Genomic DNA, 23,122 nt, shown 5'->3' with positions numbered 1-23,122 from the left:
GGCGTGCCGGTCAGGGGTGACGGGGCTCAGGGCAGGGCTCAGGGGCACGGGGTGGACAGGACAGATGATCACGCGGGTGGTAGGAACGCGCCGCGGGGACTCTTGCGTGGCCAGCCCGCGCGGCCGGCCGGTTCAGCTTGGTCCGGAGTCCTTCCACCTGGCCCGGCTCGACCGACAGCCGCAGCGGACGGCAGATCGTCTTGCACGACATCGCGGCATCAGCAGCGCATACCGCTGCCACCAGTGCCTGATAGTCGGCGGGTGGCGCGGCACCAGCGGCACCGTCGGTGTCGGCGACCTTGTGCCGATTGGGGATCAACCGGCCACCGGGCAGCAATTGGGCCGTCCGTTTAGCGGGTGCGGCCTCGAACGCCAGCAGCAGCTCGGGTTCCTGCGTGGCTGGCACGCTCAGACCGGGAGCTTCCTGGATGTGCTCGGTGAGGATGTGCTTGACCACCTGCTCGGCGACGCGGAGCAGGTCCAGGTCGTCTTCGGCCTCGGCCCGCTGGGTGCGTAGCCGGCTGGTGTGCTCGGCTTGGGCGATCAGACGTGTGGTGATCTGGTCGAGCAGCGACGGCGACTGCGACACGACGTCCCTTCGGACAGGTGGTCTCAGGCGACTCGACGATTACCTGGTGGAAGCATTTGGACTCGGAACGTGACGATGGTGTATTGCCGTCGCAGTCGAAGATCAGAAGATCCGCATTCGTACATGCCAGATGATCGAGGGTCATGGTCTGCGGCCTCTACTAGAGGATCACGTTAACTGCCGTCAGGTCAGTACCTTCCACCTGCAGAAACAGGGTGGGATTTCCTCATTGACACGTCCATCGGCTCCCATGAAGCTGATTGCACCGCGCCAGAGCAATTGTCAAGACCTGTGGATTGGTGACCACGTGGCGAGAGACGCCTTGTCGGGGTGTATCGGGCGGGGCGCTCGTCCGACCCTTGGAGCGGTGCCGAGCCCCTGCCGGTCCACCGTGCGGCCGTGGCAGGGCCAGCCGAGGGAGGGCCCGTCGGCGGCGGGTGAAATCACGTTCTTGCAAGATCTTCAAGCAGGGGGTGAGCAGGAGTCCGGAAAGCCTCTCAGCTGGCCCGGCCCAAGGTCACGGTGCGGGTTCCGGGTGTGTAGTCGCCGAAGGACTGTTGCCAGGACTCACCGGGCCAGTAGTACGTCACAAGGCCCTCGGCGGGCCGGTAGTGGGCGGTGTAGAGCGTTCTCGACCCCTGCTCGTCGACGGATCGATACAGCGGCGGCTTCAGCATTGCCGCCACGTCCGTACCCGCGGCGCGGATGGCTCGCAGCCGCTCCTGCGTCCGCATGGCCCGCTCCTGCTCGTCGGTCACCGGCAGGTGCTGGTGATTGGCGGCGCAGGCGTCCGGTGCCACCGTCGGCGGCATATCCGGTCCCACGAACACCGTCATCGCCTTCTTGGGATCGACAAGGGTGAGGTTCTGGGGGACGGCGACCGGCAGGGACCGCAGCCTGTCGACCGCCTCATCGACGGTGTCGCACGTCTCCAGCAGGTAGCGCACGAGGATGAGAATGGCGAAGCCGCGTCCGTAGGCGGAACGTCCGCCCCAGGTGAGCGAGATCGCGAGACCGGCGTCGTTCATCCCGTCCTGCAAGCCCCACAGCATGTCCTGCATCCCGATCACGGGGCGCAGGAAGCAGGAGGAGACGATGGTCCCCTCGCACTGATCGGGCCGTAGGTCATAGTTGCGCAGCAGAGTGCCGTTCTGGCCGATCTGGGTGCAGGCCTGGGAGAACGGCCGCAGTGCCGCGTGGGTGAGGAAGACTTCCGCCTCGGGCCGATCGAGTTGGCCGGCCAGGCGGTCCAGAACCGGGACCAGTTCCGGCATGTGCGCACGGAACAGCGCCCGAACACGATCCGCGCCCTCCGGAGTCCGGCCCTCCTCGGTCAGCAGGCCCTCCATCTCCTGCCACAGGGCCCGGGCGTAGGCGGCCCACCGCCCGTCGCCGCCGTCGCCGACCTCGATCGCCTGGAAGGTCTTGTGCTGTTGCCGCACGCCTGCCACTCCCCTGTGAGAATCGGACGAGGTGAGGACAACCTAGCTAATTGGGCAAGCATTCACCAGGTGGCCGCCATCGGCGACGGCCAGGCGCTGGATCTGATGAAGCCGCTGAACGCGAGCGTGGCCGATTCCAAGTAGGCGAACATGTCCCGCGTTGGAAAAGCCGGGAGCCAAGAAGGCTGGCGCGCGCGGCGAGAGCAATTGTCAATCGCTGTGGTTCGGTGACGTGTGATCAGGCTACGACGGTCTCGTCGCGCTCGACCAGGAAGCCGTTCTCGAACTTGGCCCCGGAGCGGACCAGGGCGACGAGCGAGGCGCCGGTGATCGCGCGCCAGCGTTCCTGGGCGGACTCGACCAGCTTGAATACCATGGCGAGGGCGGCGGCCGGGCTGCCGGCCCCGCGGGTGACCTTGGTCCGCAGCTTGACCGTGATCGAATGCGGACTCGATGGGGTTCGTGGTCCGCAAGTGGACCCAGTGCTCGGCCGGGAAGTCGTAGAAGGCGAGCAGCTCGTCCCGGTCGTCGGTGATTTTCGCGGCAGCCTTGGGCCACTTCGTGCCGTAGGTTTTCGCGAACGCCTCGATGGCCTTCTCGGCGTGCGTGCGGTCCTCGGCGTTGTAGATCTCCTGCATGGCCTTCGTCGCGCCCGGCTGCGCGGACTTCGGAAGGGCGTTCGTGATATTTCGGGCCTTGTGGACCCAGCACCTTGATGACGGGCGGCGGGGAACACTGCGGCCAGGGCCTTCCATAGACCCATCGCGCCGTCGCCGACCACCAGCTCGGGGTCGCGCATGCCGCGTCGGCGGCAGTCGCGTAGCAGGTCGGCCCATGACTCGGTGGACTCCCGCAGTCCCTCCGCGAGAGCGATCAGCTCCTTGGTGCCGTCCAGCCGCACTCCGAGCAGGACCAGCACGCACGAGTGGGCCTGTCCGAGCCGGACCTTGGGGTGCACGCCGTCGGCCCACACATAGACGAAGTCGCGGTCCTTGAGGTCGCGCTGCTGGAAGACGGTGTGGTCGTCCTGCCACTGCTTCGTCAGCCGGGTCACGGACGCCGACGACAGGCCGGCCGAGCCGCCGAGGAACTGCTCCAGCGCGGGCACGAAGTCCCCCGAGGACAGTCCATGCAGGTAAAGCAGGGGAAGCACTTCGGATATCTTCGGAGACTTGTGGCACCACGGGGCCAGGATCCTGGAGGAGAACCGCTTGCGCTCGCCGGTGGCTTCGTCGACGCGCCGGTCGTTCACCCGAGGCGCAGTGACCTCCACGGGCCCTGCCGCGGTGACGACAGCGCGGGGCCGGTGGTGGCCGTTGCGAACCACCAGGCGGTGCCCGCGCTCGTCCCGCTCAGCCGCCAACTCGGCTATGTACTGGTCGACTTCCGCCTCCAGCGCGGCAGCGAGCATCCGCCGGGGCTCCCTCGCGGACGATCTCGTCGATCAGGGAACCGGACTCCGTCGTGCCGTCCTCGTTGACTACGCTGAGCATGGGCGTACCTTCCCAACTGACGGCGCAACATCGGTCTACTCGGTGACCTATCGGTCACTCGGGAAGGTACGCCCTTTCACGTCCCAACCCGAGGCCGATCCACAGATCTTGAGCATTGCTCCCGCGCCAGGTCAGCGACGAGCCCGGATGAGCCGGTTCGAGGTCATGTCGGCACCGTCGCGAACCCCCTTGATCGCGAAGGCGATTTCACCGGAGGAGCCCCATGCGCACCATCCTCGTCGCGTTGGCCACAGCGCTCGCAGCGCTCATGGCATCCTCTCCCGCATCCGCCGCGGCGGCTGAGGAGCAGTTCGTCTGCGGATACACCCCCACCCCAGCGGGCTGGACGATCACCGCCTGGACTCACAATCCCTCGTGCGGATCGGGGCCGCTCGACCCCAACTACAACTACAAGAGAATCACCCGCGTGGACAACCTCCCGATCGGGAGCACGCTCGTGATGTGCGTGTGGCAGAACGTGCCGCCCGGCTGGACCGCGAGTTACGGGATCAACACCAGTGCCTGTCAGGCCACCGGACAATCGCCGAACGGAGTCGTGATCAATCGGTCCTCCTGTGGCAGCACGTGCCGCGCGGGTGGACCGCGAGTTATGGGATCAACACCGGCGCTTGTCAGGGCACTCGACCATCGGTGAGCGGGATCGTGATCACGTGGTCCTCCTGACCGTCCATACAGGTCCATCGGACCGGACGGCCTCAGCGCGGGCCGTCCGGTCCGATGTCCGACGCCCTGACCACCGGTGACGTGATGGTTGGGAGTCACAACCAGCGTCCTCACCGCTGCGCTCGCCATCACCGCCATCCCCCCGGGGTCCGCCCAGCCCGCTGTCTCCCGGCCCGCTGTCTCCCGGGCTGCCGCTCCCCGGGTTGCCGCCTCCCGGCCCGCAGTTCCCGGTCCGCAGTTCCCGGGCTGCCGCTCGGCCAGCCACCTCCCGGTCCGCAACTCCCGGGCCGTCACTACTCGGCTCGTCGCCCGGCCCGCCGCCTCTCAGGCCGTCACTCCCAGCTCGTCGCGGGGTCCGCTGCGGCCCAGCCCGTCGCTCCTCGGTTCGTCGCCGCTCAGCCCAATGCAGTCCAGTTTGTTGCGGTTCGGCTCGTTGGAGCTCGACCTGCTGCGGCCCAGCTCACCGCTGCTCAGCCGGCTGCAGTTCAGCTCGCCACCACTCAGCTCGCCACCACTTGGCTTGCCGCCACTCGACACATTGCCACTCACGACACCGCCACTCGGCTAGTCGCCACCGAGCTGGTCGCTCCCGCCGTCCAGGCCGCCACGGCACGCACTCCCCAACCTGCCGCTACGTCGTCGAAAGCGACAAGGCGGTCCTGCTTCGGTCGGGCCCAGGTGAGAAGCGTGATGCGCGAGCCGAACCGCCGCCCTCCACCCACCCCGTCCGTGCCACCTGTGCCTCCAGAGGTCGTGGTCCCGAGCACTGGGTGCGGCGGCTCATGGGCGGTGACCACAAAGGTCTCTGGGGCCGGCGTGGCTGGCTGCAGCGCTGGGGTGGGTGGGCAGGTCAGCGGCCCAGGAAGGTCAGGAGGCGGTCGAGGGGCCAGGTGTTGATGACGTCGTCGGTCGTCAGCCAGGCGCGTTGCGCGATCCCCACCCCGAAGCGCTGGTTGGCCAGGTGGGGGATGGCGTGCGAGTCGCTGTCGATCGAGAACTTGACCCCGTGGTGCTTGGCCAGCCTGACCAGGTCTGACGGCAGGTCCGAGCGGTCGGGGAAGGAGTCGATCTCCATGGCGGTGCCCGTGCGGGCGGCCGCGCGGAAGACGGCGTCCCAGTCGGCGTCCACGGGGTCGCGTTTGCCGATCTTGCGGGTGGTCGGGTGGCCGATGATGTCGACGTAGGGGTTTTCGCAGGCCGTGATGAAGCGGCGGGTCATCTCGTCCTGTGACATCCCGAAGTGCGAGTGCACCGACGCCACGCACACGTCGAACTCCCGCAGGATCTCCCCGGGCCAGTCGACCGACCCGTCGGGGGCGATGTTGAGCTCGGTGCCGTGCAGCAGGCGCATGCCGGGATATCTGCCTTGGAGCTTGGCCACCTGCTCGCGCTGCTCCAGGGCCTTGTCGAGCGTCATGCGCTGCATCGCCAGGTCGGGGGCGTGGTCGGTGATCGCGTAGTAGGCGTAGCCGCGGGCTTGGCCGGCGGCCACCATGTCCTCGAGTGAGGCGATCCCGTCGGTCAGGTTGGTGTGCGTGTGCAGGTCGCCCTTGAGGTCGGACAGCTCCACGAGCGCGGGCAGTTCGCCGCGCAGCGCCGCCTTGACCTCCCCGCCGTCCTCGCGCATGGGCGGAGGTACGAACTGCATGCCGAGCGCCGCGTAGATGTCCTCCTCGGACTCGGCGGCGATCACCCGCTCGCCCTCGAACAGCCCGTATTCGGACAGCTTCCAGCCCTTCTTCACCGCCATCTCCCTGATGGCGACGTTGTGCTCCTTGGAGCCGGTGAAGTATTGCATCGCCGCGCCCCACGACCCGGCCGGCACCACGCGCAGGTCCACCTGGATGCCGGACGTGGTGCGGATCGAGGTCTTCTTGTCGCCCGCGGCGATGACCTCCGCCACGTAGGGCTGGGCGCGGAAGTCCTCCATGATGGACTCGGGCGCCACCGCCAGGATGTCGATGTCGCCGATCGTGTCCTTCATGCGACGCAGCGACCCCGCGTACGCGATCCGCTCGGCCCGCAGCGACCCCATCACCTGCTCGGCCAGGGACATGGCGACGCCGATGTGCACGCGGCGGCCCGACTGCTCGAGCTGCTCGATGCCCTTGAGCAGGTTGGCCAGGGTCTTGGGGCCGAGGCCCTTGACGTCGTCGAGGCGGCCGGAGGTGATCGCCTCGCTCAGCGCCACGGGGGAGTCGATGCCGAAGTCCTCGAACAGCATGATCGCCGTCTTGGGGCCCAGCGACGGCACCTTGGTCAGCCTGCGCACGCCCTCCGGCACCCGCCCCCGCAGGTCGTCGAGCTGGCGGAAGCTCCCGCGCTGCAGGAACTCCTCCATCTTCTTGGCGATCGCCTCGCCCACGCCGGGGACGCCGCGCACGTCGACGACCGAGATGTCCTCGGGGAACCCGGCGATCGCCTTGGCCGCCTTCTGGTAGCTCCGCACCCGGAAGGCGTCGCCGCCGCAGAGCGCGAACAGCTCCGCGTATTCCTGCAGCGCCGCCGCCGCCTCCTCATTTGCCCGCATGCGAATACCTTAGGGTCTGGCCCTGACAATCCGGCCGTCCCATCCGGTCGTCCCATCCAGTCGTCCCCACGGGGACGCTCCGAGACAGGCTGGAACGCTCCGTAATGCCGGGAATGCTAGGAAAGGCCCAGCGCAGGCCCTGGAAAGCGATCCCTGGGAGCCGGGTCCCAGGGATGGAGAGGTGGGTCCCAGAAGGGTGGGTCCCCACAAGGTGGGTCTCTGCAGGAAGGTCCCCGACGCGCGTCTCAGGGGTGGGCTCTCAGAAACGTACCTCCCGAGACCGGTACGGAGCCTCCAGCGTAGCCAGCTCCTCCTCCGACAGCCGCACCGAAACGGCCGCCACCGCGTCGTCCACGTGCCGGTCCTTCGTGGCCCCCACGATCGGCGCGGTGACCGTCGGCTGGTGGAGCAGCCAGGCCAGCGCGACCTGGGCGGCCGGCAGGTCGCGGTCCGCGGCCACCTGCGCCACCCGGTCGAGGATGATCTTGTCGTTCTCGGGGTCGTACAGGTGGTCGATCCGCTCGTCGGACCCGGCCCTGGTGGTCGTGGCGGCCGTGCCCGCCCTGGCCAGCACCCCGCGCGCCAGCGGGCTCCACGGGATCACGCCCACCCCCTGGTCGGCGCAGAGCGGCAGCATCTCGCGCTCCTCCTCCCGGTAGAGGAGGTTGTAGTGGTTCTGCATCGAGACGAACCTGGTCCACCCGTTGGCCTCGGCCACGTGTTGCGCCTTGGCGAACTGCCAGGCCCACATGCTGGAGGCCCCGATGTAGCGCACCTTGCCCGCCCTGACCACGTCGTGCAGCGCCTCCATGGTCTCCTCGATGGGCGTCTCGTCGTCCCAGCGGTGGATCTGGTAAAGGTCCACGTAGTCGGTGCCGAGCCGGGTCAGCGAGGCGTCAATGGCGGAGTGGATGTGCTTGCGCGACAGGCCGCGGTCGTTGACCCCCTTGCCCATGGGGAAATAGACCTTGGTGGCCAGCACGTAGTCCTCACGCCGGGGGAAGATGGCGCGCAGCGCGTCGCCGGTCACGACCTCGCTCTCGCCCCTGCTGTAGACGTCGGCGGTGTCGAAGAACGTCACGCCCGCGTCGGCGGCCCTGCGGATGATGGGCTCGGCCGTCTTCAGCGGCAGCGCCCAATCCTGCCTGGCGGGGTCGCCGTAGCTCATCATGCCGAGGCAGACGCGTGACACCTTCAAGCCGGTGTTACCAAGTCGTGTGTAATCCATGCCGCTCAGCTTATGGGCCGCCCGGCACCGGCCAAGTGCGGACGGAGGTGTGCGGCGGCCGCGGAATGCCGGCGTCAATTCCCGGAGAGCCGCTCCTGCGTACCCGGGAAAGGCGGCAGGAATGCGTCGCGCCGCGCCGCGCCGGAACCGGTCGCCGCCTTATTGATTCTGGTCCTGGCCGGAAATGCGCCACCGCACCTCAGCGGAACGAGTGTGATGAGGTTCACTCGCGACCGACCGCCCGGACTGTCCTCACAATCTCCCGGATGCCATGGTTAACCCCCCACGCCGACGGGGAGTCATGCCTGTCCAAAAGCGGAAACGACCTTTACACGGATGGAGGTGATCGGGTCGATTAGAGGAACGTTGCAAAACGGCAGGAGCTCTGGCGACGCGGGGAGCCCGTTGGTCTGACGCATACCGGGGGTGAGGTGGAAGAGACACGCCGTGGACTGGTGTCTCGGGTGCGCGCCAAACTCGAAGACTCCTCATCCGCCTTGTGGGTGGGCGGTCTCGGCCTGGCGGCGGGGATCGTCGGGATCGCGGTGCCGGTCGTGGTCGGACTGGCCGGGTCCGGATTGGTGATCGAGGGGACTGCCACGCTGCTCGTCCTGCTGTCGCTGCACGTCAAGTTCATCACGGAGGTGCCGAAGCGGCGCGCGGGGGCGTGGTGGATCGTGGCCGTGCAGGCGTGGCTGACGTACCTGCCGCTGACGATCTTCGGGGCGGCGTGGACCCCGATGTGCGGGCTGCTGGCCGGGGCGCTGCTGGTGACGGCGGGCCGGATCCGCTCCGTCGTGCTGGCGCTGCTGGCGCTGGCCTGCGGGCCGGTGGTGCTGGCCGCGCCAGAGCCGTCGATGATCCATCCGCTGTGGGCGATCCTCAGCCCGCTGGTCGGCGCGGCCGAGTTCGCGGTGGTGACGCTGGCCAGGCGGACCCGCGAGCTCACCGAGGCCCGTACCGAAGTCATGCGCAAGGCCGTCGCGCTCGAGCGCCGGCGCTTCACCCGGGACCTGCACGACCTGGTCGGCCACCGGCTCACGGTGCTGGTGTTGAAGGCGCAGCTCATCGAGCGGCTGGTCGCCGAGGGGGACGAGAAGGCGGCCGACGAGGTGACGACCACGCTCGACCTGCTGCGCGACCTGTCCGCGGACGTGCGGGCCGTGGCCCACGGCCTGCGCAGCTCCTCCCTGGCGCCGGAGCTCGGCTCGGCGCGCTCGCTCCTCGAGTCGGTACGCGTCCGCTGCCAGATCCGCGTCTCCTGCCGTGACCTGCCGGAAAACGTGGAGGAGGCACTGACGCACGCCCTGCGCGAGGGCGTCACGAACGTCCTGCGGCACGCCGAGGCCCGCCAGTGCTCCATCCACCTGGTCGAGCGCGAGCACATGGTCCGCCTGACGATCAGGAACGACGGCGTACGCCCCCCGCGCCGCCCCGGCGACGCCGGCCAGGGCCTGCTGAACCTGGCCGAACGCGTCTCCAGCCTGGGCGGATGGCTGGAGGCGACCTCGTCGAGGACCGGCCAATTCACCTTCAGCGTGTACGTCCCACGAAAGAAATAAATGTCACCCGAACCATTGTGAGATCTGCACGAACGAAAATTAAATAACCATGTACGGTCCGTGCGGTATGTGACTAGTGGCACGGCCTCCGGCGCGGCAGAGTTCATAGCACAACGCCTTGGAGGTTCGGCCCAGATGGACAAGTACGAGCTGTATTGCCTTGTGGATCCGTGTTTCTACGACACTCTCGAGCACAGCACGGCCGCGGACGCCGACTTCGCCATTCTGCGCACACCTCTGCCGACCGGCTGGTCGACGGCCTTGACCGACACCTGGAGTTATTTCGCCCCCGACAGCGAGGAACCGCTTCCCGCGCAGGGCTGGAAAATTCATGTGTCCGCCCGGGTGGAAGACGCGGAAAAGGCGATTGCCGCCGTATGGGATTACTGTCTTCCGCGCGGCATCGCCTTCAAGTTCCTGCGCGGCCTTCCGGTGCTCGTCATGGTGAACTCCAAGGCGGCCTCCCGCGCCTCCAGCGGCAAGCTGGTCACCATTTACCCGCGGGACGAGGCCCAGCTCGAGCTCGTGCTGAAGGAGCTCGACGAGCTTCTGCGCGACGTCCGGGGCCCGTACATCCTCAGTGACCTGCGCTACAACGAGGGCCCCCTGTTCGTCAGGTACGGCGGCTTCGCCGAGCGCCGCTGCCTGTCCGCCTCCGGCGAGCGCGTGCTGGCCATCGAGGACGGCACCGGCGCGCTCGTGCCGGACGTGCGGGGCGCCACGTTCTCGGTGCCGCCGTGGACGACGCTGCCCGCGTTCCTGGAGCCGCAGCTCGCCGCCCGCAACGCGGTGACGATGGGCGGGCTGCCGTACGAGATCGAGAGCGTCCTGCACTTCTCCAACGGCGGCGGCGTCTACCTGGGCCGCGACAGCCGGACGGGGGAGCGGGTGGTGCTCAAGGAGGCCAGGCCGCACGCCGGGCTCGACGCGGCGGGACGCGACGCCGTCGCCCGCATCGAGCACGAGCGCGACATCCTCGAACGGCTGGCCGGCCTGCCCGCCTCGCCCGAGCTGCACGACTACTTCACGCTCGGCGAGCACCACTTCCTCGTGCAGGAGTTCGTGGACGGCACGCCGCTCCAGCGGCGGCTCGTGCAGCGCTACCCGCTGACCCGCGCCACCTGCACCGAGCAGGACCTGGCCGACTACACCGCCTGGGCGGTCGAGACGCTGGAGACCGTCGCGGCGGCGATCGGCTCGCTGCACGAGCGCGGCGTCGTCTTCGGCGACCTGCACCCGGACAACATCCTGCTGGCCGACGACGGCCGGGTGGCCCTCATCGACTACGAGGTCGCCACGCTCGCCGGCGACCGGGCGCGCGCCGCGCTCGCCCATCCCGCCTTCGCGCCTCCCGCGGACAGGCAGGGCGTGGACATCGACCGGTACGCGCTGGCGTGCCTGCGCCTGGGCCTGTTCGCGCCGCAGTGCACGATCATGCTGCCGCTGCACCGCGCGAAGGTGCGGCACCTCGGGGAGATCGTCAAGGAGACGTTCCCCGTCCCGGAAGACCTGGTCGACGCGGCCGTCACGACCATCGCCGGCGCATCGGGCCAGGCGACCGAGGTGCCCCTGCCGGGCACGGCGGACTGGCCGGAGCTCCGCGAGGCCATCGGCCGGGCCATCGTGGCCACCGCCACCCCCGAACGGGACGACCGGCTCTTCCCCGGTGACGTGGCCCAGTTCCAGCCCGGCGGCGGCCTCAACCTGGCGTACGGCGCAGCCGGCGTGCTCTTCGCCCTCGCCGGCGCGGGGCTGGGGCCCTACCCCGAATACGAGCGCTGGCTGCGCGCGCGGGCGCTGCGCCCCGCTCAGGGGTCGGGCCTCGGCCTGTACGACGGCCTGCACGGCATCGCGTACGTGCTCGGCCTGCTCGGACACGACCAGGACGCCCACGATCTGATCGACATCTGCCTGCGCGAGAAGTGGGACGCCCTGGAGACGGCGCTGTTCTCCGGCCTGTCCGGCATCGGGCTGAACCTGCTCCACTTCGGCCGCACCGACCTGGCCCTGCGCGCGGCGGACATCTGCGCCGACCGGCTGGGCGGAGAGGTCTCCGAGCTCAGCGGCGGCGTCCATCCACGGGCCGGGCTGATGTACGGCTCGTCAGGCTCCGCGCTGCTCTTCCTGCGCGCCTTCGAGCACACCGGCGACAAGGCGCTGCTCGACCTGGCGGCCACCGCGCTGCGGCAGGACCTGAGGCGCTGCCGGCACTCCGAGGACGGCTCGCTGCAGGTCAACCAGGGCTGGCGGCTGCTGCCGTACCTCGACGAGGGGTCGGCGGGCATCGCGCTGGTGCTGGAGCGTTACCTGCGGCACCGGCACGACGAGGCGTTCGCGACGGCGCTGGCCGAGCTGCGGCTGGCCGGGCGCTCGGGGTTCTTCGTGCAGTCGGGGCTGTTCACCGGGCGCGCCGGCATGGTCGCGGCCTTCGGCGGCGACGAGCCCGGCCTGGTGAAGGGACTGAGGTGGCACGCGCTGCCGTACGGCGGGGGCCTGGCGTTCCCCGGCGACCAGCTCCTGCGCCTCTCCATGGATTTCGCGACCGGAACGGCGGGCGTGCTCTTCGCCCTCAGTGCGGTGCTGGGCGACCAGCCCTGCCGACTGCCGTTCCTTGAGGCCGCCCCCGGGCGGCCTGCCACCGACGAGACCGTGGAAGGAGGTGTACAACATGGTACTTCTCGACCTGCAGGGTCTTGAGGCTCCCGCGGCCAGCGACGTGGCCAGCGGAGGCAGCACGCTCACCGTTCTCTCATGCCACTCCGGCAAGCCCAGCAACCTCAGTGTCGCTCTTTGCCACTGACACGTGTGATTTCAGTCCCCGCGTCGTCCGCCAACGGCGCGGGGACTACACGCTCACGCCTCACTATAACTCCAAAACTTCAAGGAGGCCCGGTGCGGGCAGGAGACCGGCTCGTGATGGGCGCGGTACGGCGTAACGGCCCCTGGCCGGCCGTACTGGCGGTCACGGCGGTCGTGGGATCGGTCGCCGAGCTGGCCGTCCCGTACCTGGTCGGCCGCACCGTGGACGCCTTCGTCTCGCGCCAGCCGGGCGGCACCCCCTGGCTGGCGCTCAGCGCCTGCGCCGTAGCCGCCGTCATGCTCTGCGAGAGCCTCGGCGTCTGGGCCCGCGGCGCGAGCGGCGCGCACGCCGCCGCCTCCCTGCGCTCCGGCCTCCTGCGGCACCTCCTCGGCACCGGCCACACGGCCACCCGCCGTTTCCCCGAAGGCGAGCTCGTCACCCGAGCCGGCCTGAACGCCGAGGAGGTCGGCAGGGCACCGGACACGGTGACCAGCGCGCTCGCCCTTCTAGTCCCGACGGCGGGCGCGCTGGTCGCGCTCACGCTCATCGCCCCAGTCCTGACGCTGACGCTCGGGGCGGGCATCGTCCTGATCCTCCTCGTCCTGCGCGCCTTCCTCCGTGCGACGACCGTCATCGCCGGCGGCTACCAGGAGGTGCAGGGCGAGATCGCGGCCCGGCTGGTGGACGCCATGGACGGGGCCCGTACGATCGCCGCCGCCGGCACCGCCGGCCAGGAGGCGCGGCGCGTGCTCGCGCCGCTGCCCCGGCTGCGCGCGCACGGGATGAACCTGTGGCGGGCCAACGCCTCGGCCGCGGTGCAGTCGGGGCTGGTCGTGCCGCTGCTGGAGGTCGCCGTGCTGATCGTCGGCGGGTTCATGCTGGCCGCGGGCGACCTCACGATCGGCGAGCTGTACGCCGCCGCCCGCTACGCCGTGCTGGGCGCCTCGCTCAGCACGGCGCTCGGTCACCTCGGCGGCCTGGCCAGGGCGCGGGCCGCCGCGGCGCGCGTGGCGGAGGTCCTCGACCTCACCCCCGTCCCGCACGGCACACGAGCCCTGCCCGCCGGACCCGGCACGGTCGAGTTCCGCGACGTCACCGCGAACGGCCTGACCGTCGGCGACCTCACCCTTCCCGGCGGCTCGGTGACCGCCGTCGTGGGACGCTCGGGCGCGGGCAAGTCCCTGCTGGCCGCCCTGACGGGGCGTCTGGCCGACCCCGAGCGCGGCACCGTCCTGCTCGACGGCGTCCCGCTGGCCGAGCTGTCGCGGGCGGAGCTGAGACGCGCCATCGGGTACGCCTTCGAGCGCCCGGTCCTGGTCGGCGCCACCATCGGCGAAGCCGTCGGCGACGACCCCGAGGCCGCCGCCGAGGCCGCGTGCGCGGACACGTTCATCCGGCGGCTCCCGCTCGGCTACGGCACGCCGCTGGACGAGGCCCCCATGTCCGGCGGCGAACGCCAGCGGATCGGCCTGGCCAGGGCCTTCGCGCAGGGCGAGCGGCTGCTGGTGCTCGACGACGCCACCTCGAGCCTCGACACCGTGACGGAGCGCCAGGTCAGCCGCGCCCTCACCACCGACCACCGGGGCCGCACCCGCCTGATCGCCGCCCACCGGCTCACCACGGCCGCCCACGCCGACCAGGTCGTGTGGCTCGAGGACGGCAGGGTACGCGGCCGCGGCCCGCACCACGAGCTCTGGCGGGACCCGGCCTACCGGGCGGTCTTCCAGGGGGACACACCATGAACCGATCACGGGCCGCCGTCACGCTGGCCCTGCGGCGCGAGCCGCGCCGGCTCGTCCGGCTCGGCCTCTGGTCGGTGCTGGAGGCCGGGCCCGCGTTCCTCATCGGGCACGCCGTAGCCAGGGCCATCGAGGACGGGTTCGCCGTGGCCGAGCCCGCGATCGGGCTGGGCTGGCTGGCCGCGCTGGGCGTCACCTGGCTGTTGGGTGCCGTGGCCGCGCGGCAGGTCGTGCTGGCCGTGGCGGCGATCGCGGAGCCGTTCAGGGACGACCTGCTCGGGCACGTCGTCGAGGGGGCGGTGCGGGACGGCCCGGCCGTCAGGCGCGACAGCGCCGCCATCGCGAGGGCGGGGCTGCAGGTCGAGCTGGCCAGGGACGCCTTCGCCGCCGTGGTCACCACCGTCAGAGGGTTCGTGTTCACCGTGGTCAGCGTGGTGCTGGGGCTGCTGACGCTGGCCCCGCAGACGCTGGTGCTGGTGCTGCCGCCGTTCGTGGCGGGGCTGGCGCTGTTCCTGACGTCGCTGCCCGCGCTGGCCCGCCGCCAGCGGGCGTTCCTCGTCGCCGACGAGCGCCTGGCCGAGGCCATGACCGACGTGGCCGGCGGGCTGCGCGACATCGAGGCGTGCGGCCTGCACGAGCGGGTGGCCGGGCGGCTGGAGGGGCAGGTCCGAGAGCAGGCGGGCGCCGCCCGCGCGCTGGCCCGGGTGACCGCCGCCCGCACCGCCGCGCTCGCCGTCGGCGGCTGGCTGCCCGTCATCCTCGTGCTGGCCGGGACGCCCTGGCTGCTGAACGGCGGCGTGGGCGCCGGCGTGATCGTGGGCACGCTCGCGTACGTCACCCAGTCCCTCGCCCCCGCGCTCGGCGGCCTGGTGCAGGGGCTCGGCGTCAGCGGCGTCAGGCTCGCCGCCTCGCTCGGCCGCATCCTCTCCTCAGCGCCGCCCGACCGGCCGGACCGGCCCAGGATCCGCCCGCCCACCTCCGAGGTACGCCTCGACGCCGTCACCTTCGCCTACGGCCCCCGCTCCGCGCCCGTGCTCGACCGGCTCGACCTCCTCATCCCGGAGGGCGACCACCTGGCGGTCGTGGGACCCAGCGGCGCCGGCAAGTCCACGCTCGCGGCCCTGGTCAGCGGCATGCTGCGGCCGGGCGAGGGCGAGGTGCTCGTCGGAGGAGTCCCCGCCGAGCAGGTCGATCCCGCCGCCCGTGTGCTGATCCCCCAGGAGGCGTACGTCTTCCGCGGCACCCTGCTGGAGAACCTCGCCTACCTCAGGGACGCCCCCCGCGCCGACCTGGACGCGGCCGTCGAAGCGGTCGGCTGCGCCGCGCTGGTGGCCGAGCTGGGGGGATATGACGCGCGGCTCGACCCGGCCGCGCTCTCGGCCGGGCAGCGCCAGCTCATCGCCCTCGTCCGCGCCTACCTGACCTCCGCCCCTCTGATCATCCTGGACGAGGCCACCTGCCACCTCGACCCCGCCGCCGAGGCCCGCGCGGAGGACGCCTTCGCCCGCCGCGGCGGCACGCTCATCGTGGTCGCCCACCGCCTCACCTCCGCTCTGCGCGCCCGTCGCATCCTCCTCATGGACGGCGCCCAGCTCACGATCGGCACTCACGACGAGCTGGTCAGGGGCGCTCCGTTGTACGCCGACCTGGCCGGCCACTGGCACCCGGAGCCCGTGTCATGAAATTTCCAGACGAATATCCACCCGCCGAACGCCTGCCCCTCATCGACCGCCGCCACGGCCTGGAGATCGAGGACCCCTACCGCTGGCTGGAGGACCCCACCGACCCGCGTACGGAATCCTGGCTGAAGACGCAGGACAGGCTGTGGCAGGACAGCGCCGCCCGGCTGACCTGGCGCGAGCGCTTCCTGGCCCGCCTCACCGAGCTCAAGGACACCGGGCTGGTCACCGCCCCGGTGTGGCGCGGCGAGCGGCGCTTCCACCTGCGCCAGTCCACCTCCCAGGAGCACCCGGTGCTCTACTGCGACGACCGCGTCGTCCTCGACCCCATGGAGCTGGACCCGACCGGGCTCACGACGCTCGACGACTGGCAGCCCGACCTGGAGGGGCGGCGGCTGGCGTACCAGATCTCGCGCAGCGGCGACGAGAAGGCGGACCTGTACGTCAGGGAGCTCGCCACCGGGACCGTCATCGACGGGCCCATCGGCGGCTGCCGCTACTCCGCGGTCGCCTGGCTGCCCGGCGGCGAGGCGTTCTACTACGTGCGCTTCCAGCAGGGCGTGCACCTGCACCGGATCGGCGTGCCCGACGACGTCCCCATCTTCACCCGGGGCCGGATCTCGTACGGCGTGCAGATCGACCCGGACGGCCGCTGGCTGACGATCTCCGCGGGCACCCCGTCGGGCAACTCGCTCTGGCTGGCCGACCTCTCGCACGGCGACCCGGCCGACCCGCGGCCCGTACCGGTGCAGGAGGGCGCGCACGCCCACACGGTGGGGGCGGTGGCCTGCGACGGCCGCCTGTACCTGCTCACCGACCGGGACGCCCCCAGGCGCAGGCTCTGCGTCGCCCACCCCGAGGCCCCCACCGCCTGGCGCGAGCTGATCCCGGAGGACCGGGAGGCGGTCCTGGGGGCGTTCACCCTGCTCGAGGGGGACCGGCTGCTCGTCTCCAGGACGCGGCACGCGGTCGGCGAGATCGCCGTGCACCACGCCCGCACCGGCGAGCACCTGGGCACGGTCCCGCTGCCGGGCAGCGGCTCGATCGCCTCGCTCAGCTCCCGCCCCGAAGGCGGCCCCGAGGCGTGGTTCGCCTACACCGACGCCGTCACCCCCGCCGAGATCTGGCGTTACGACGCCCGCACCGACGCCACCATGCGCTGGTCGTCCGCGCCGGGCCGCGTCTCACTGCCCGCCGTGGAGAGCCACCACATCGAGTACGCCTCCGCCGACGGCACTCCCATCCGCATGGTCGTCGTCGCACAGCCCGGTCATGACGGCCCGCGCCCGACCATCCTCAGCGGCTACGGCGGCTTCGGCATCCCCCTCATGCCCGGCTACGCCGCCGACTCCCTGGCCTGGGTGGAGGCGGGCGGCGTGCTGGCCATCGCCAACCTGCGGGGCGGCGGCGAGGAGGGCGAGGCCTGGCACCGGGACGGCATGCTGGAGCGCAAGCAGAACGTGTTCGACGACTTCGTGGCCGCCGCCGAGAAGCTGATCGCCGACGGCTGGACGGCGCCGGGGCGGCTCGGCATCTGGGGCGAGTCGAACGGCGGCCTGCTCGTCGGGGCCGTGCTCACCCAGCGCCCCGACCTGTTCGCCGCCGTCGTGTGCTCGGCCGGTCTGCTCGACATGACCCGCTACCACCTCAGCGGCCTCGGCCCCGCCTGGACCGGCGAGTACGGCGACCCCGACGACCCCGAGCAGCTCGGCTGGCTGTACGGCTACTCGCCCTACCACCACGTCGGCAAGGGCACGGACTACCCGGCCACGCTGTTCACGGTCGCGGCCGCGGACACCCGGGTGGACCCCATGCACGCGCGCAAGATGTGCGCCGCGCTGCAGTGGGCGACGGGCGGCGACCGGCCGATCCTGCTGCGGCACGAGCCGGACGTGGGTCACGGCGCGCGGGCGGTCAGCCGGTCCGTCGGCCTGGCGGCCGACGTCCTGGCCTTCCTCGCCGCCCACACGGGCTCAGATCCAGCCTGACTCCCTTGCGATGCGGATGGCGTCGATCCTGCTGCGCGCCCCCAGCTTGGCCGTGGTCTTGGCCAGGTAGTTGCGTACGGTCCCCTCGGCCAGGTACAGCGACGCGGCGATCTCCCCGATCGACGCCCCGTCCGCGGCGGCCCCGATGACGTCGAGTTCGCGCGGCGTCAGCGGCGCCTCCGCCGGTCGCATGGCGGCGATGGCCAGCTCCGAGTCGATGACCCGCTCGCCCTCCGACACCCGGCGGATCGCGTCCGCCAGCCGCCCGGGCGGCGAGTCCTTGGCCATGAAGCCCTTCACGTGCGCGTCGAGCGCCCGTTTGAGCAGCCCCGGCGTGCCGACGCCGGTCAGGATGAGCACCCCGCACTCGGGCAGTTCGTCGTGCAGCTCTCCCGCGGCGGTGAGCCCGTCTTTTCCGGGCAGCGCGATGTCGATCACCGCGACGTCGGGGCGGCAGGCACTGGCGGCGGACAGGATGCGGTCGCCTCTCTCGACCTCGGCCACCACCTCGATGTCGTCCTCGTAGGCAAGCAGCGCCACGAGAGCCCCACGTACCAGATGCATGTCCTCAGCGAGCAACGTTCGAATCACCATGCGTCCTTGCGGTCGACCATGCTGGCAACGTCTGCGGGCCCCTCAATCCTGCCGTATTGACTCGATTGAGAAAAGTCCTTGTCTTTAGGCGTAAAAGGGCTCTCGAGTGCGGCCAGATTTTTCTACCAAGCGGCCGTTCGGTGGGAGATGCTGACGTTCATGAATCCCCGCGTGCCGCCCCTTCCACCCGAACAATGGGACGACTTCACGAAGGCCAATCCGTACAACGTGTTCGCCACCCTGGCCCGCCATCCCCGGCTGTACCGGGCATGGCTGCGCTTCGGCGGCGCGCTGCTCGACGGGACGCTGCCCGCCCGCGACCGCGAGCTGGCCATCCTGCGCACCGCCCACCACAGCGACAGCGCCTACGAGTGGGTCCAGCACGTGCGCCTGGCCCTCGACGCCGGCCTCACCGCCCAGGAGATCGAGTCGGTACGCCAGCCCGACGCCCTCTGGTCGGTCGAGGACCAGCTCGTCCTCCAGGTGGCCGACGACCTGCACTACGCCGGCGACCTGACGGACGCGACCTGGGCGGCGCTGTGCGACCGCTACGACGAGGTGGGCCGGATCGAGCTGGTCATGCTCGTGGCCCACTACGGCATGCTGGCGCTGGTGCTCAGGACGCTCAGAGTGGAGATCGAGGGGTGATCATCGTGACGCCCGGCACCGAGCCGATCGAGGCCAGCGCCTTGCCCGCGTCGGCGAGCCCGATCGTGCGGGTGATGAGCTGGTCGGGGTGCAGGATCCCGGCCCTGATCATCTCCAGCATCGGCGGGTAGGCGTGCGCGGCCATGCCGTGGCTGCCCAGCAACCGCAGCTCGTAGCCGATCACCCGGTCCATCGGCACCGGCGTCGGGCCGCCCGGCAGCAGCCCCACCTGGACGTGGCGGCCCCGGCGGCGCAGGCTCTCGATGGAGGCGGCGCACGTCTGCGGGCTGCCCAGCGCGTCGATGGACACGTGTGCGCCGCCCCTGGTCAGCTCTCTGACCTGGGCCGCCGCGTCACCGGCTGAGCCGTTGACGAAGTGCGTGGCCCCCGCCAGCTCGGCCAGGTGCAGGGCGTCGGAGCTGATGTCCACGGCCACCACCCGCGCGCCCGCCGCCGTCGCGATCATCACGGCCGACAGCCCCACGCCGCCGCAGCCGTGCACGGCCACCCACTCACCGGGACGCACCTCGCCCACCTGCGCCACGGCGCGGAACGCGGTGGCGAAGCGGCAGCCGAGCCCGGCCGCGGTGACGTAGGCCATGTCCTCGGGGACCGGAATGAGGTTGACCTCGGCGTGGTCGACGGCGACGTATTCGGCGAACGAGCCCCAGTGGGTGAAGCCCGGCTGCGTCTGCCGCTCGCACACCTGCTGCTCGCCGGTGGCGCAGGACGGGCAGGATCCGCAGGCGCAGATGAAGGGGACGGTCACGCGCGCGCCCGGCAGCCAGCCCCGCACGTCGGCGCCGACCGCCTCGACGACGCCCGCCAGTTCGTGGCCGGGCACGTGGGGCAGCGCCGTGATGTCGGGATCGTGGCCTTGCCAGCCGTGCCAGTCAGAACGACAGAGACCCGTCGCCTCGACGCTGATCACCGCTCCGTGCGGGGCGGGGGAGGGGTCGGGCAGCTCGCGCACGTCGAGCTCTCCACCGAAGATGTCAAAGGCAACCGCTCGCATCTCATGAGCTTAGAGTCAATTGCCGCAGCTCGCGCAAGGCCTGGTGCGAGGGCGACCCAGGTTCGGTGGTGTAGAGCACCAGTCGCAGGTCGTCCCGGTCGGGCACCGGCATGACCTGGCAGATCGTGTCGATCACGCCGACCAGGGGGTGATGGACCCGCTTGCGCTGCTCCCTGCGTATCTCGACCTCGTGCCTGGCCCACAGCGCGGCGAACTCCGGGCTGAGCCCGAGCATCTCGGTCACCAGCGCCTGCAGCGGCCGGTCGTCCGGATATTGCCCGACGGCGGCCCGCAGGTCGGCGACCGAGGACCGGGCGAAGCGGCCCTTCTCCTCGTCGCTGAGGTGCTCGGCGATGTCGGGCGACATGAAGACCCAGCGGATGACGTTGCGCCGCTCCGGCGGCTGGTCCTCCAGGCTTCCCATCAGCGCGCTCGCCATGGGGTTCCAGGCGCGGATGTCGTAGCGGGCGTCCAGCACGTACGCCGGGACCTCCTCCAGGAACGTGATGAGGTGCAGCAGGCTGCCCGGCACGTCCTCCCTGATGCGCGGCGTGTCGGAGGGCTGCCCCGCCAGGTGGTGCAGGTGGGCGCGCTCGTCCTGGGTCAGCATGAGGGCCCTGGCCAGGGCGTTCAGCACCTGCTTCGAGGGGTGCGGGCCCCGGCCCTGCTCCAGCCGGATGTAGTAGTCGATCGACATGCCCGCGAGCTGCGCGACCTCCTGGCGGCGCAGGCCGGGGGTGCGGCGCGGGCCGCCGCCCGGCAGGCCGACCTCGACCGGGGTGACCCGGGCGCGCCTGACCCGGAGGAATTCAGCCAGTTCGTCGCGGTTCATGGCTCCATCCTGACGCCAGGACGCCGGCCGTGGGTGGTACCGCTGATCCCAGCCTCGACGGGTCTCTCCCGCACACCCTCCGGCCTGGGCGAACGTGGAGGCATGACGAAGATCGCACTCATCACGGGTGCCAACAAGGGAATCGGCCACGAGATCGCGCGGCTGCTGGCCGGGCAGGGCGTGACGGCGATCGTGGGGGCGCGCGACGAGGAGCGCGGACGGGCCGCCGCCGAGCGGCTCGGGCAGCCGTACGTGCGGCTCGACGTGACCGACGAGGAGAGCGTCGCCGCCGCCGCGAAGTGGGTCGACGACGCGTACGGGCGGCTCGACATCCTGGTCAACAACGCCGGCATCAGCGGCGGCCACACCGCCGTCACCCCCAGCGCCACCACGACCGCCCTGGTCAGGGAGGTCTACGAGACGAACGTGTTCGGCGTCGTCACCGTGACCAACGCCATGCTGCCGCTGCTGCGCCGCTCGGAGTCCGGCCGGATCGTGAACATGTCGAGCGAGCTCGGCTCACTGTCCATGGCGCTGGACCCGGAGAGCCCGTTCTGGTCGGCGAACCTGCTGCCATACAACTCCTCCAAGGCCGCCCTCAACATGGTCACCGTGGCCTACGCCAAGGAGCTGGCGGACACCCCGATCAAGGTGAACGCCGCCTGCCCCGGCTACTGCGCCACCGACCTCAACGCGCATTCGGGGCCCAGGACCGCCGAGCAGGGGGCGGCCATCGCCGTACGGCTGGCGACGCTCGACGCCGACGGTCCGACCGGGGCCTACCTGGATGATTCCGGCGTCGTGCGCTGGTGAGGTGTGGACTCTGGCCAAACGGACAGAAGGGGGTGATGGGTAGGGACTTGGATAAAGAGCGATTCACCGAGGCGGAGTACGCCCGCTTCGGTGAGCGCGTCAAGGAGCAGGTCGGCACGCTGCGCGAGCTGCTCGATACCCCTGGCTTCGGTCAGGGCCCGATCACGATCGGGGCCGAGCTGGAGCTGTTCCTGATCGACGAGGAGGGCCGGCCGCTGCCGCGCAACAGCGAGGTGCAGGAGGCCCTCGGCGACCCCCGGGTGGTGCTGGAGCTGGGGCGCTTCAACATCGAGGTCAACCTGACGCCGACGCCCCTGGCGGGCACGCCCTTCGAGGTGCTGAGCGGAGAGGTCCAGGAGACGCTCTCCAAGGTCGACGCGGCGGTCCACGCGGCGGTGGAGGGCGGCGGCGCGGTGCCGATCGGCATCCTGCCCACCCTCGACACCGAGGACTTCACGGTGGGCGCCATCAGCGACCAGAACCGTTACCGGGCCATGAGCAGGGGCATCAGGCGGCTGCGGCTGGAGCCGTTCCTGGTCAAGATCGACGACCTGGAGCTGTCCGTCGAGGACGTGATCCTGGAGAGCGCCAACACCTCCTGGCAGGTCCACGTGCGCACGCCGCCGGAGCGGTTCGCCCGGCTGTTCAACGCCGCCCAGCTCGCCACCGGCCCGGTGCTGGCCGCGTGCGGCAACTCGCCGTTCTTCCTCGGCCGCGAGCTGTGGGAGGAGACCAGGATCGCGCTGATGGAGGAGGCCGCCGACGACCGCGACGTGCAGCGGCGCGAGCGGCGGGACGGGCGCGTGACGTTCGGCTCCGACTGGGTGTACGAGGGCGCCCACGAGCTGTTCGAGCGCTATGTCCAGGACTACGACCCGATCCTGCCCGACCTCACCGAGGGGGCGCTGCCGCACGAGGTGCCCGAGCTGCGGCTGCACCAGGGCACGATCTGGCAGTGGAACCGTCCCGTCTACGACCCCGCCGACAGCGGCCACCTGCGGATCGAGATGCGCGCGCTGCCCGCCGGCCCCTCGTGCGCGGACATGGCGGCCAACACGGCCTTCCTGCTCGGGCTCACGTTGTCGCAGGCCGAGCGGGACCTGACCGGGTACCGGTTCGCGGAGGCGTACCAGAACTTCTACCGCGCGGCCATGCACGGGCTGGACGCCAAGCTCTCCTGGCCCGGCCGGGACGGCGAGTTCGAGGCCGCGGACCTGGTGCTGTCCCTGCTGCCCGAGGCGCGTGAGGGGCTGCTCGAGGCCGGGGTGGTGCCGCACGACGCGGACCGGGCGCTGGGCGTCATCGAGCAGCGGACCCGGCTGCGGCGCACCGGCTCGGTGTGGCAGCGGGAGGCGCTGGCCCGCTTCGGCGGCGACCGGGGGCGGCTCGTCCGGCGTTACCGTGAGCTGGCTCTGTCAGGATTGCCGGTGCATTTGTGGGAATGATTCGCCAACTTTGACCGCCACCGTTCCGTCAAAATGGTCAA

18 protein-coding genes and 1 pseudogene are annotated in these 23,122 nt (G+C 70.9%); 10 read left to right on the top strand and 9 right to left on the bottom strand.

Annotated elements, in window-relative coordinates; genetic code table 11:
- Window positions 1–10 precede the first annotated feature (10 nt).
- The 3 genes and pseudogenes from AB0I15_RS58375 to AB0I15_RS58365 form a co-directional block, all read right to left on the bottom strand.
- Window positions 11–589, bottom strand: coding sequence for a hypothetical protein (locus tag AB0I15_RS58375; RefSeq protein ID WP_358117502.1), 579 nt, complete (start codon window positions 587–589; stop codon window positions 11–13).
- 497 nt (window positions 590–1,086) lie between these two features.
- Window positions 1,087–2,031 (bottom strand): C45 family peptidase, encoded by a 945-nt coding sequence (locus AB0I15_RS58370; protein WP_358117500.1) that lies wholly within the window; start codon window positions 2,029–2,031, stop codon window positions 1,087–1,089.
- Window positions 2,032–2,269: 238 nt separating this feature from the next.
- Window positions 2,270–3,524 (bottom strand): annotated as a pseudogene (locus AB0I15_RS58365) (IS256 family transposase).
- 223 nt (window positions 3,525–3,747) lie between these two features.
- Here AB0I15_RS58365 and AB0I15_RS58360 point away from each other — a divergent pair.
- Entirely contained in the window at window positions 3,748–4,179 is a 432-nt protein-coding gene (locus AB0I15_RS58360) for a hypothetical protein (protein WP_358117497.1), read from the top strand.
- A 353-nt stretch (window positions 4,180–4,532) separates the two neighbouring features.
- On the opposite strand, the gene AB0I15_RS58355 is transcribed toward AB0I15_RS58360, so the two are convergent.
- The 3 genes from AB0I15_RS58355 to AB0I15_RS58345 form a co-directional block, all read right to left on the bottom strand.
- Complete coding sequence (locus AB0I15_RS58355; RefSeq protein WP_358117494.1) at window positions 4,533–4,757, bottom strand: hypothetical protein; 225 nt, start codon at window positions 4,755–4,757, stop codon at window positions 4,533–4,535.
- A 301-nt stretch (window positions 4,758–5,058) separates the two neighbouring features.
- Window positions 5,059–6,738: a DNA polymerase/3'-5' exonuclease PolX gene (gene polX / locus AB0I15_RS58350; protein ID WP_358117491.1), complete on the bottom strand. Its 1,680-nt coding sequence runs from the start codon at window positions 6,736–6,738 to the stop codon at window positions 5,059–5,061.
- A 259-nt stretch (window positions 6,739–6,997) separates the two neighbouring features.
- Window positions 6,998–7,966 (bottom strand): aldo/keto reductase, encoded by a 969-nt coding sequence (locus tag AB0I15_RS58345; RefSeq protein ID WP_358117488.1) that lies wholly within the window; start codon window positions 7,964–7,966, stop codon window positions 6,998–7,000.
- A gap of 464 nt (window positions 7,967–8,430) precedes the next feature.
- Between AB0I15_RS58345 and AB0I15_RS58340 the strand changes: the two genes are divergently transcribed.
- From AB0I15_RS58340 to AB0I15_RS58315, 6 genes are all read left to right on the top strand, one after another.
- Entirely contained in the window at window positions 8,431–9,528 is a 1,098-nt protein-coding gene (locus tag AB0I15_RS58340) for a histidine kinase (protein ID WP_358117485.1), read from the top strand.
- A gap of 135 nt (window positions 9,529–9,663) precedes the next feature.
- On the top strand, window positions 9,664–12,225 hold the full coding sequence (lanKC, locus tag AB0I15_RS58335) for a class III lanthionine synthetase LanKC (RefSeq protein WP_358117483.1): 2,562 nt from the start codon (window positions 9,664–9,666) through the stop codon (window positions 12,223–12,225).
- Window positions 12,197–12,328 carry a SapB/AmfS family lanthipeptide gene (locus AB0I15_RS58330; RefSeq protein WP_103955008.1) on the top strand — a complete coding sequence of 44 codons (132 nt, stop codon included), beginning with the start codon at window positions 12,197–12,199 and terminating at the stop codon, window positions 12,326–12,328. The genes lanKC and AB0I15_RS58330 overlap by 29 nt, the downstream gene beginning before the upstream one ends.
- Before the next feature lie 92 nt (window positions 12,329–12,420).
- Window positions 12,421–14,070 (top strand): ABC transporter ATP-binding protein, encoded by a 1,650-nt coding sequence (locus tag AB0I15_RS58325; RefSeq protein WP_358117481.1) that lies wholly within the window; start codon window positions 12,421–12,423, stop codon window positions 14,068–14,070.
- Entirely contained in the window at window positions 14,067–15,749 is a 1,683-nt protein-coding gene (locus tag AB0I15_RS58320; RefSeq protein WP_358117478.1) for an ABC transporter ATP-binding protein, read from the top strand. Before AB0I15_RS58325 ends, AB0I15_RS58320 begins: the two co-directional genes overlap by 4 nt.
- The gene (locus AB0I15_RS58315) at window positions 15,746–17,734 is read left to right on the top strand and encodes a prolyl oligopeptidase family serine peptidase (RefSeq protein ID WP_358117475.1); all 1,989 of its coding nucleotides are present in this window, start codon (window positions 15,746–15,748) and stop codon (window positions 17,732–17,734) included. Before AB0I15_RS58320 ends, AB0I15_RS58315 begins: the two co-directional genes overlap by 4 nt.
- Here the strand turns inward: AB0I15_RS58315 and AB0I15_RS58310 are convergent.
- Entirely contained in the window at window positions 17,720–18,325 is a 606-nt protein-coding gene (locus AB0I15_RS58310; protein ID WP_358117529.1) for a response regulator transcription factor, read from the bottom strand. The genes AB0I15_RS58315 and AB0I15_RS58310 overlap by 15 nt on opposite strands.
- A gap of 162 nt (window positions 18,326–18,487) precedes the next feature.
- Between AB0I15_RS58310 and AB0I15_RS58305 the strand changes: the two genes are divergently transcribed.
- Window positions 18,488–18,976, top strand: coding sequence for a carboxymuconolactone decarboxylase family protein (locus AB0I15_RS58305; protein ID WP_358117474.1), 489 nt, complete (start codon window positions 18,488–18,490; stop codon window positions 18,974–18,976).
- Here the strand turns inward: AB0I15_RS58305 and AB0I15_RS58300 are convergent.
- Window positions 18,954–19,991: a zinc-dependent alcohol dehydrogenase family protein gene (locus AB0I15_RS58300; RefSeq protein WP_358117472.1), complete on the bottom strand. Its 1,038-nt coding sequence runs from the start codon at window positions 19,989–19,991 to the stop codon at window positions 18,954–18,956. The two genes, AB0I15_RS58305 and AB0I15_RS58300, sit on opposite strands and share 23 nt — an antisense overlap.
- A 1-nt stretch (window position 19,992) precedes the next feature.
- A complete protein-coding gene (locus AB0I15_RS58295) occupies window positions 19,993–20,823 on the bottom strand; it encodes a helix-turn-helix transcriptional regulator (RefSeq protein ID WP_358117470.1) in 831 nt (276 codons plus the stop codon).
- 102 nt (window positions 20,824–20,925) lie between these two features.
- Between AB0I15_RS58295 and AB0I15_RS58290 the strand changes: the two genes are divergently transcribed.
- Together AB0I15_RS58290 and AB0I15_RS58285 are read left to right on the top strand one after the other, a co-directional pair.
- Window positions 20,926–21,636 (top strand): SDR family oxidoreductase, encoded by a 711-nt coding sequence (locus tag AB0I15_RS58290; RefSeq protein WP_358117468.1) that lies wholly within the window; start codon window positions 20,926–20,928, stop codon window positions 21,634–21,636.
- A 35-nt stretch (window positions 21,637–21,671) separates the two neighbouring features.
- On the top strand, window positions 21,672–23,081 hold the full coding sequence (locus AB0I15_RS58285; protein WP_358117466.1) for a glutamate--cysteine ligase: 1,410 nt from the start codon (window positions 21,672–21,674) through the stop codon (window positions 23,079–23,081).
- The last annotated feature ends 41 nt before the right edge of the window (window positions 23,082–23,122 follow it).

This window comes from Nonomuraea sp. NPDC050643, from assembly GCF_040654715.1.
Lineage (GTDB): Bacteria > Actinomycetota > Actinomycetes > Streptosporangiales > Streptosporangiaceae > Nonomuraea.
Note: the sequence above shows the minus strand (reverse complement) of the source record. Positions and strands in the feature narration are given on the sequence as shown.

Bases quoted from the DNA above. Each gene is read 5' to 3' on its own strand.
- AB0I15_RS58360 (WP_358117497.1), top strand. From the start codon at position 3,748: ATGCGCACCATCCTCGTCGCGTTGGCCACAGCGCTCGCAGCGCTCATG.
- polX (WP_358117491.1), bottom strand. From the start codon at position 6,738: ATGCGGGCAAATGAGGAGGCGGCGGCGGCGCTGCAGGAATACGCGGAG.
- AB0I15_RS58345 (WP_358117488.1), bottom strand. From the start codon at position 7,966: ATGGATTACACACGACTTGGTAACACCGGCTTGAAGGTGTCACGCGTC.
- lanKC (WP_358117483.1), top strand. From the start codon at position 9,664: ATGGACAAGTACGAGCTGTATTGCCTTGTGGATCCGTGTTTCTACGAC.
- AB0I15_RS58330 (WP_103955008.1), top strand. From the start codon at position 12,197: ATGGTACTTCTCGACCTGCAGGGTCTTGAGGCTCCCGCGGCCAGCGAC.
- AB0I15_RS58320 (WP_358117478.1), top strand. From the start codon at position 14,067: ATGAACCGATCACGGGCCGCCGTCACGCTGGCCCTGCGGCGCGAGCCG.
- AB0I15_RS58315 (WP_358117475.1), top strand. From the start codon at position 15,746: ATGAAATTTCCAGACGAATATCCACCCGCCGAACGCCTGCCCCTCATC.
- AB0I15_RS58305 (WP_358117474.1), top strand. From the start codon at position 18,488: ATGAATCCCCGCGTGCCGCCCCTTCCACCCGAACAATGGGACGACTTC.
- AB0I15_RS58300 (WP_358117472.1), bottom strand. From the start codon at position 19,991: ATGCGAGCGGTTGCCTTTGACATCTTCGGTGGAGAGCTCGACGTGCGC.
- AB0I15_RS58295 (WP_358117470.1), bottom strand. From the start codon at position 20,823: ATGAACCGCGACGAACTGGCTGAATTCCTCCGGGTCAGGCGCGCCCGG.
- AB0I15_RS58290 (WP_358117468.1), top strand. From the start codon at position 20,926: ATGACGAAGATCGCACTCATCACGGGTGCCAACAAGGGAATCGGCCAC.
- AB0I15_RS58285 (WP_358117466.1), top strand. From the start codon at position 21,672: ATGGGTAGGGACTTGGATAAAGAGCGATTCACCGAGGCGGAGTACGCC.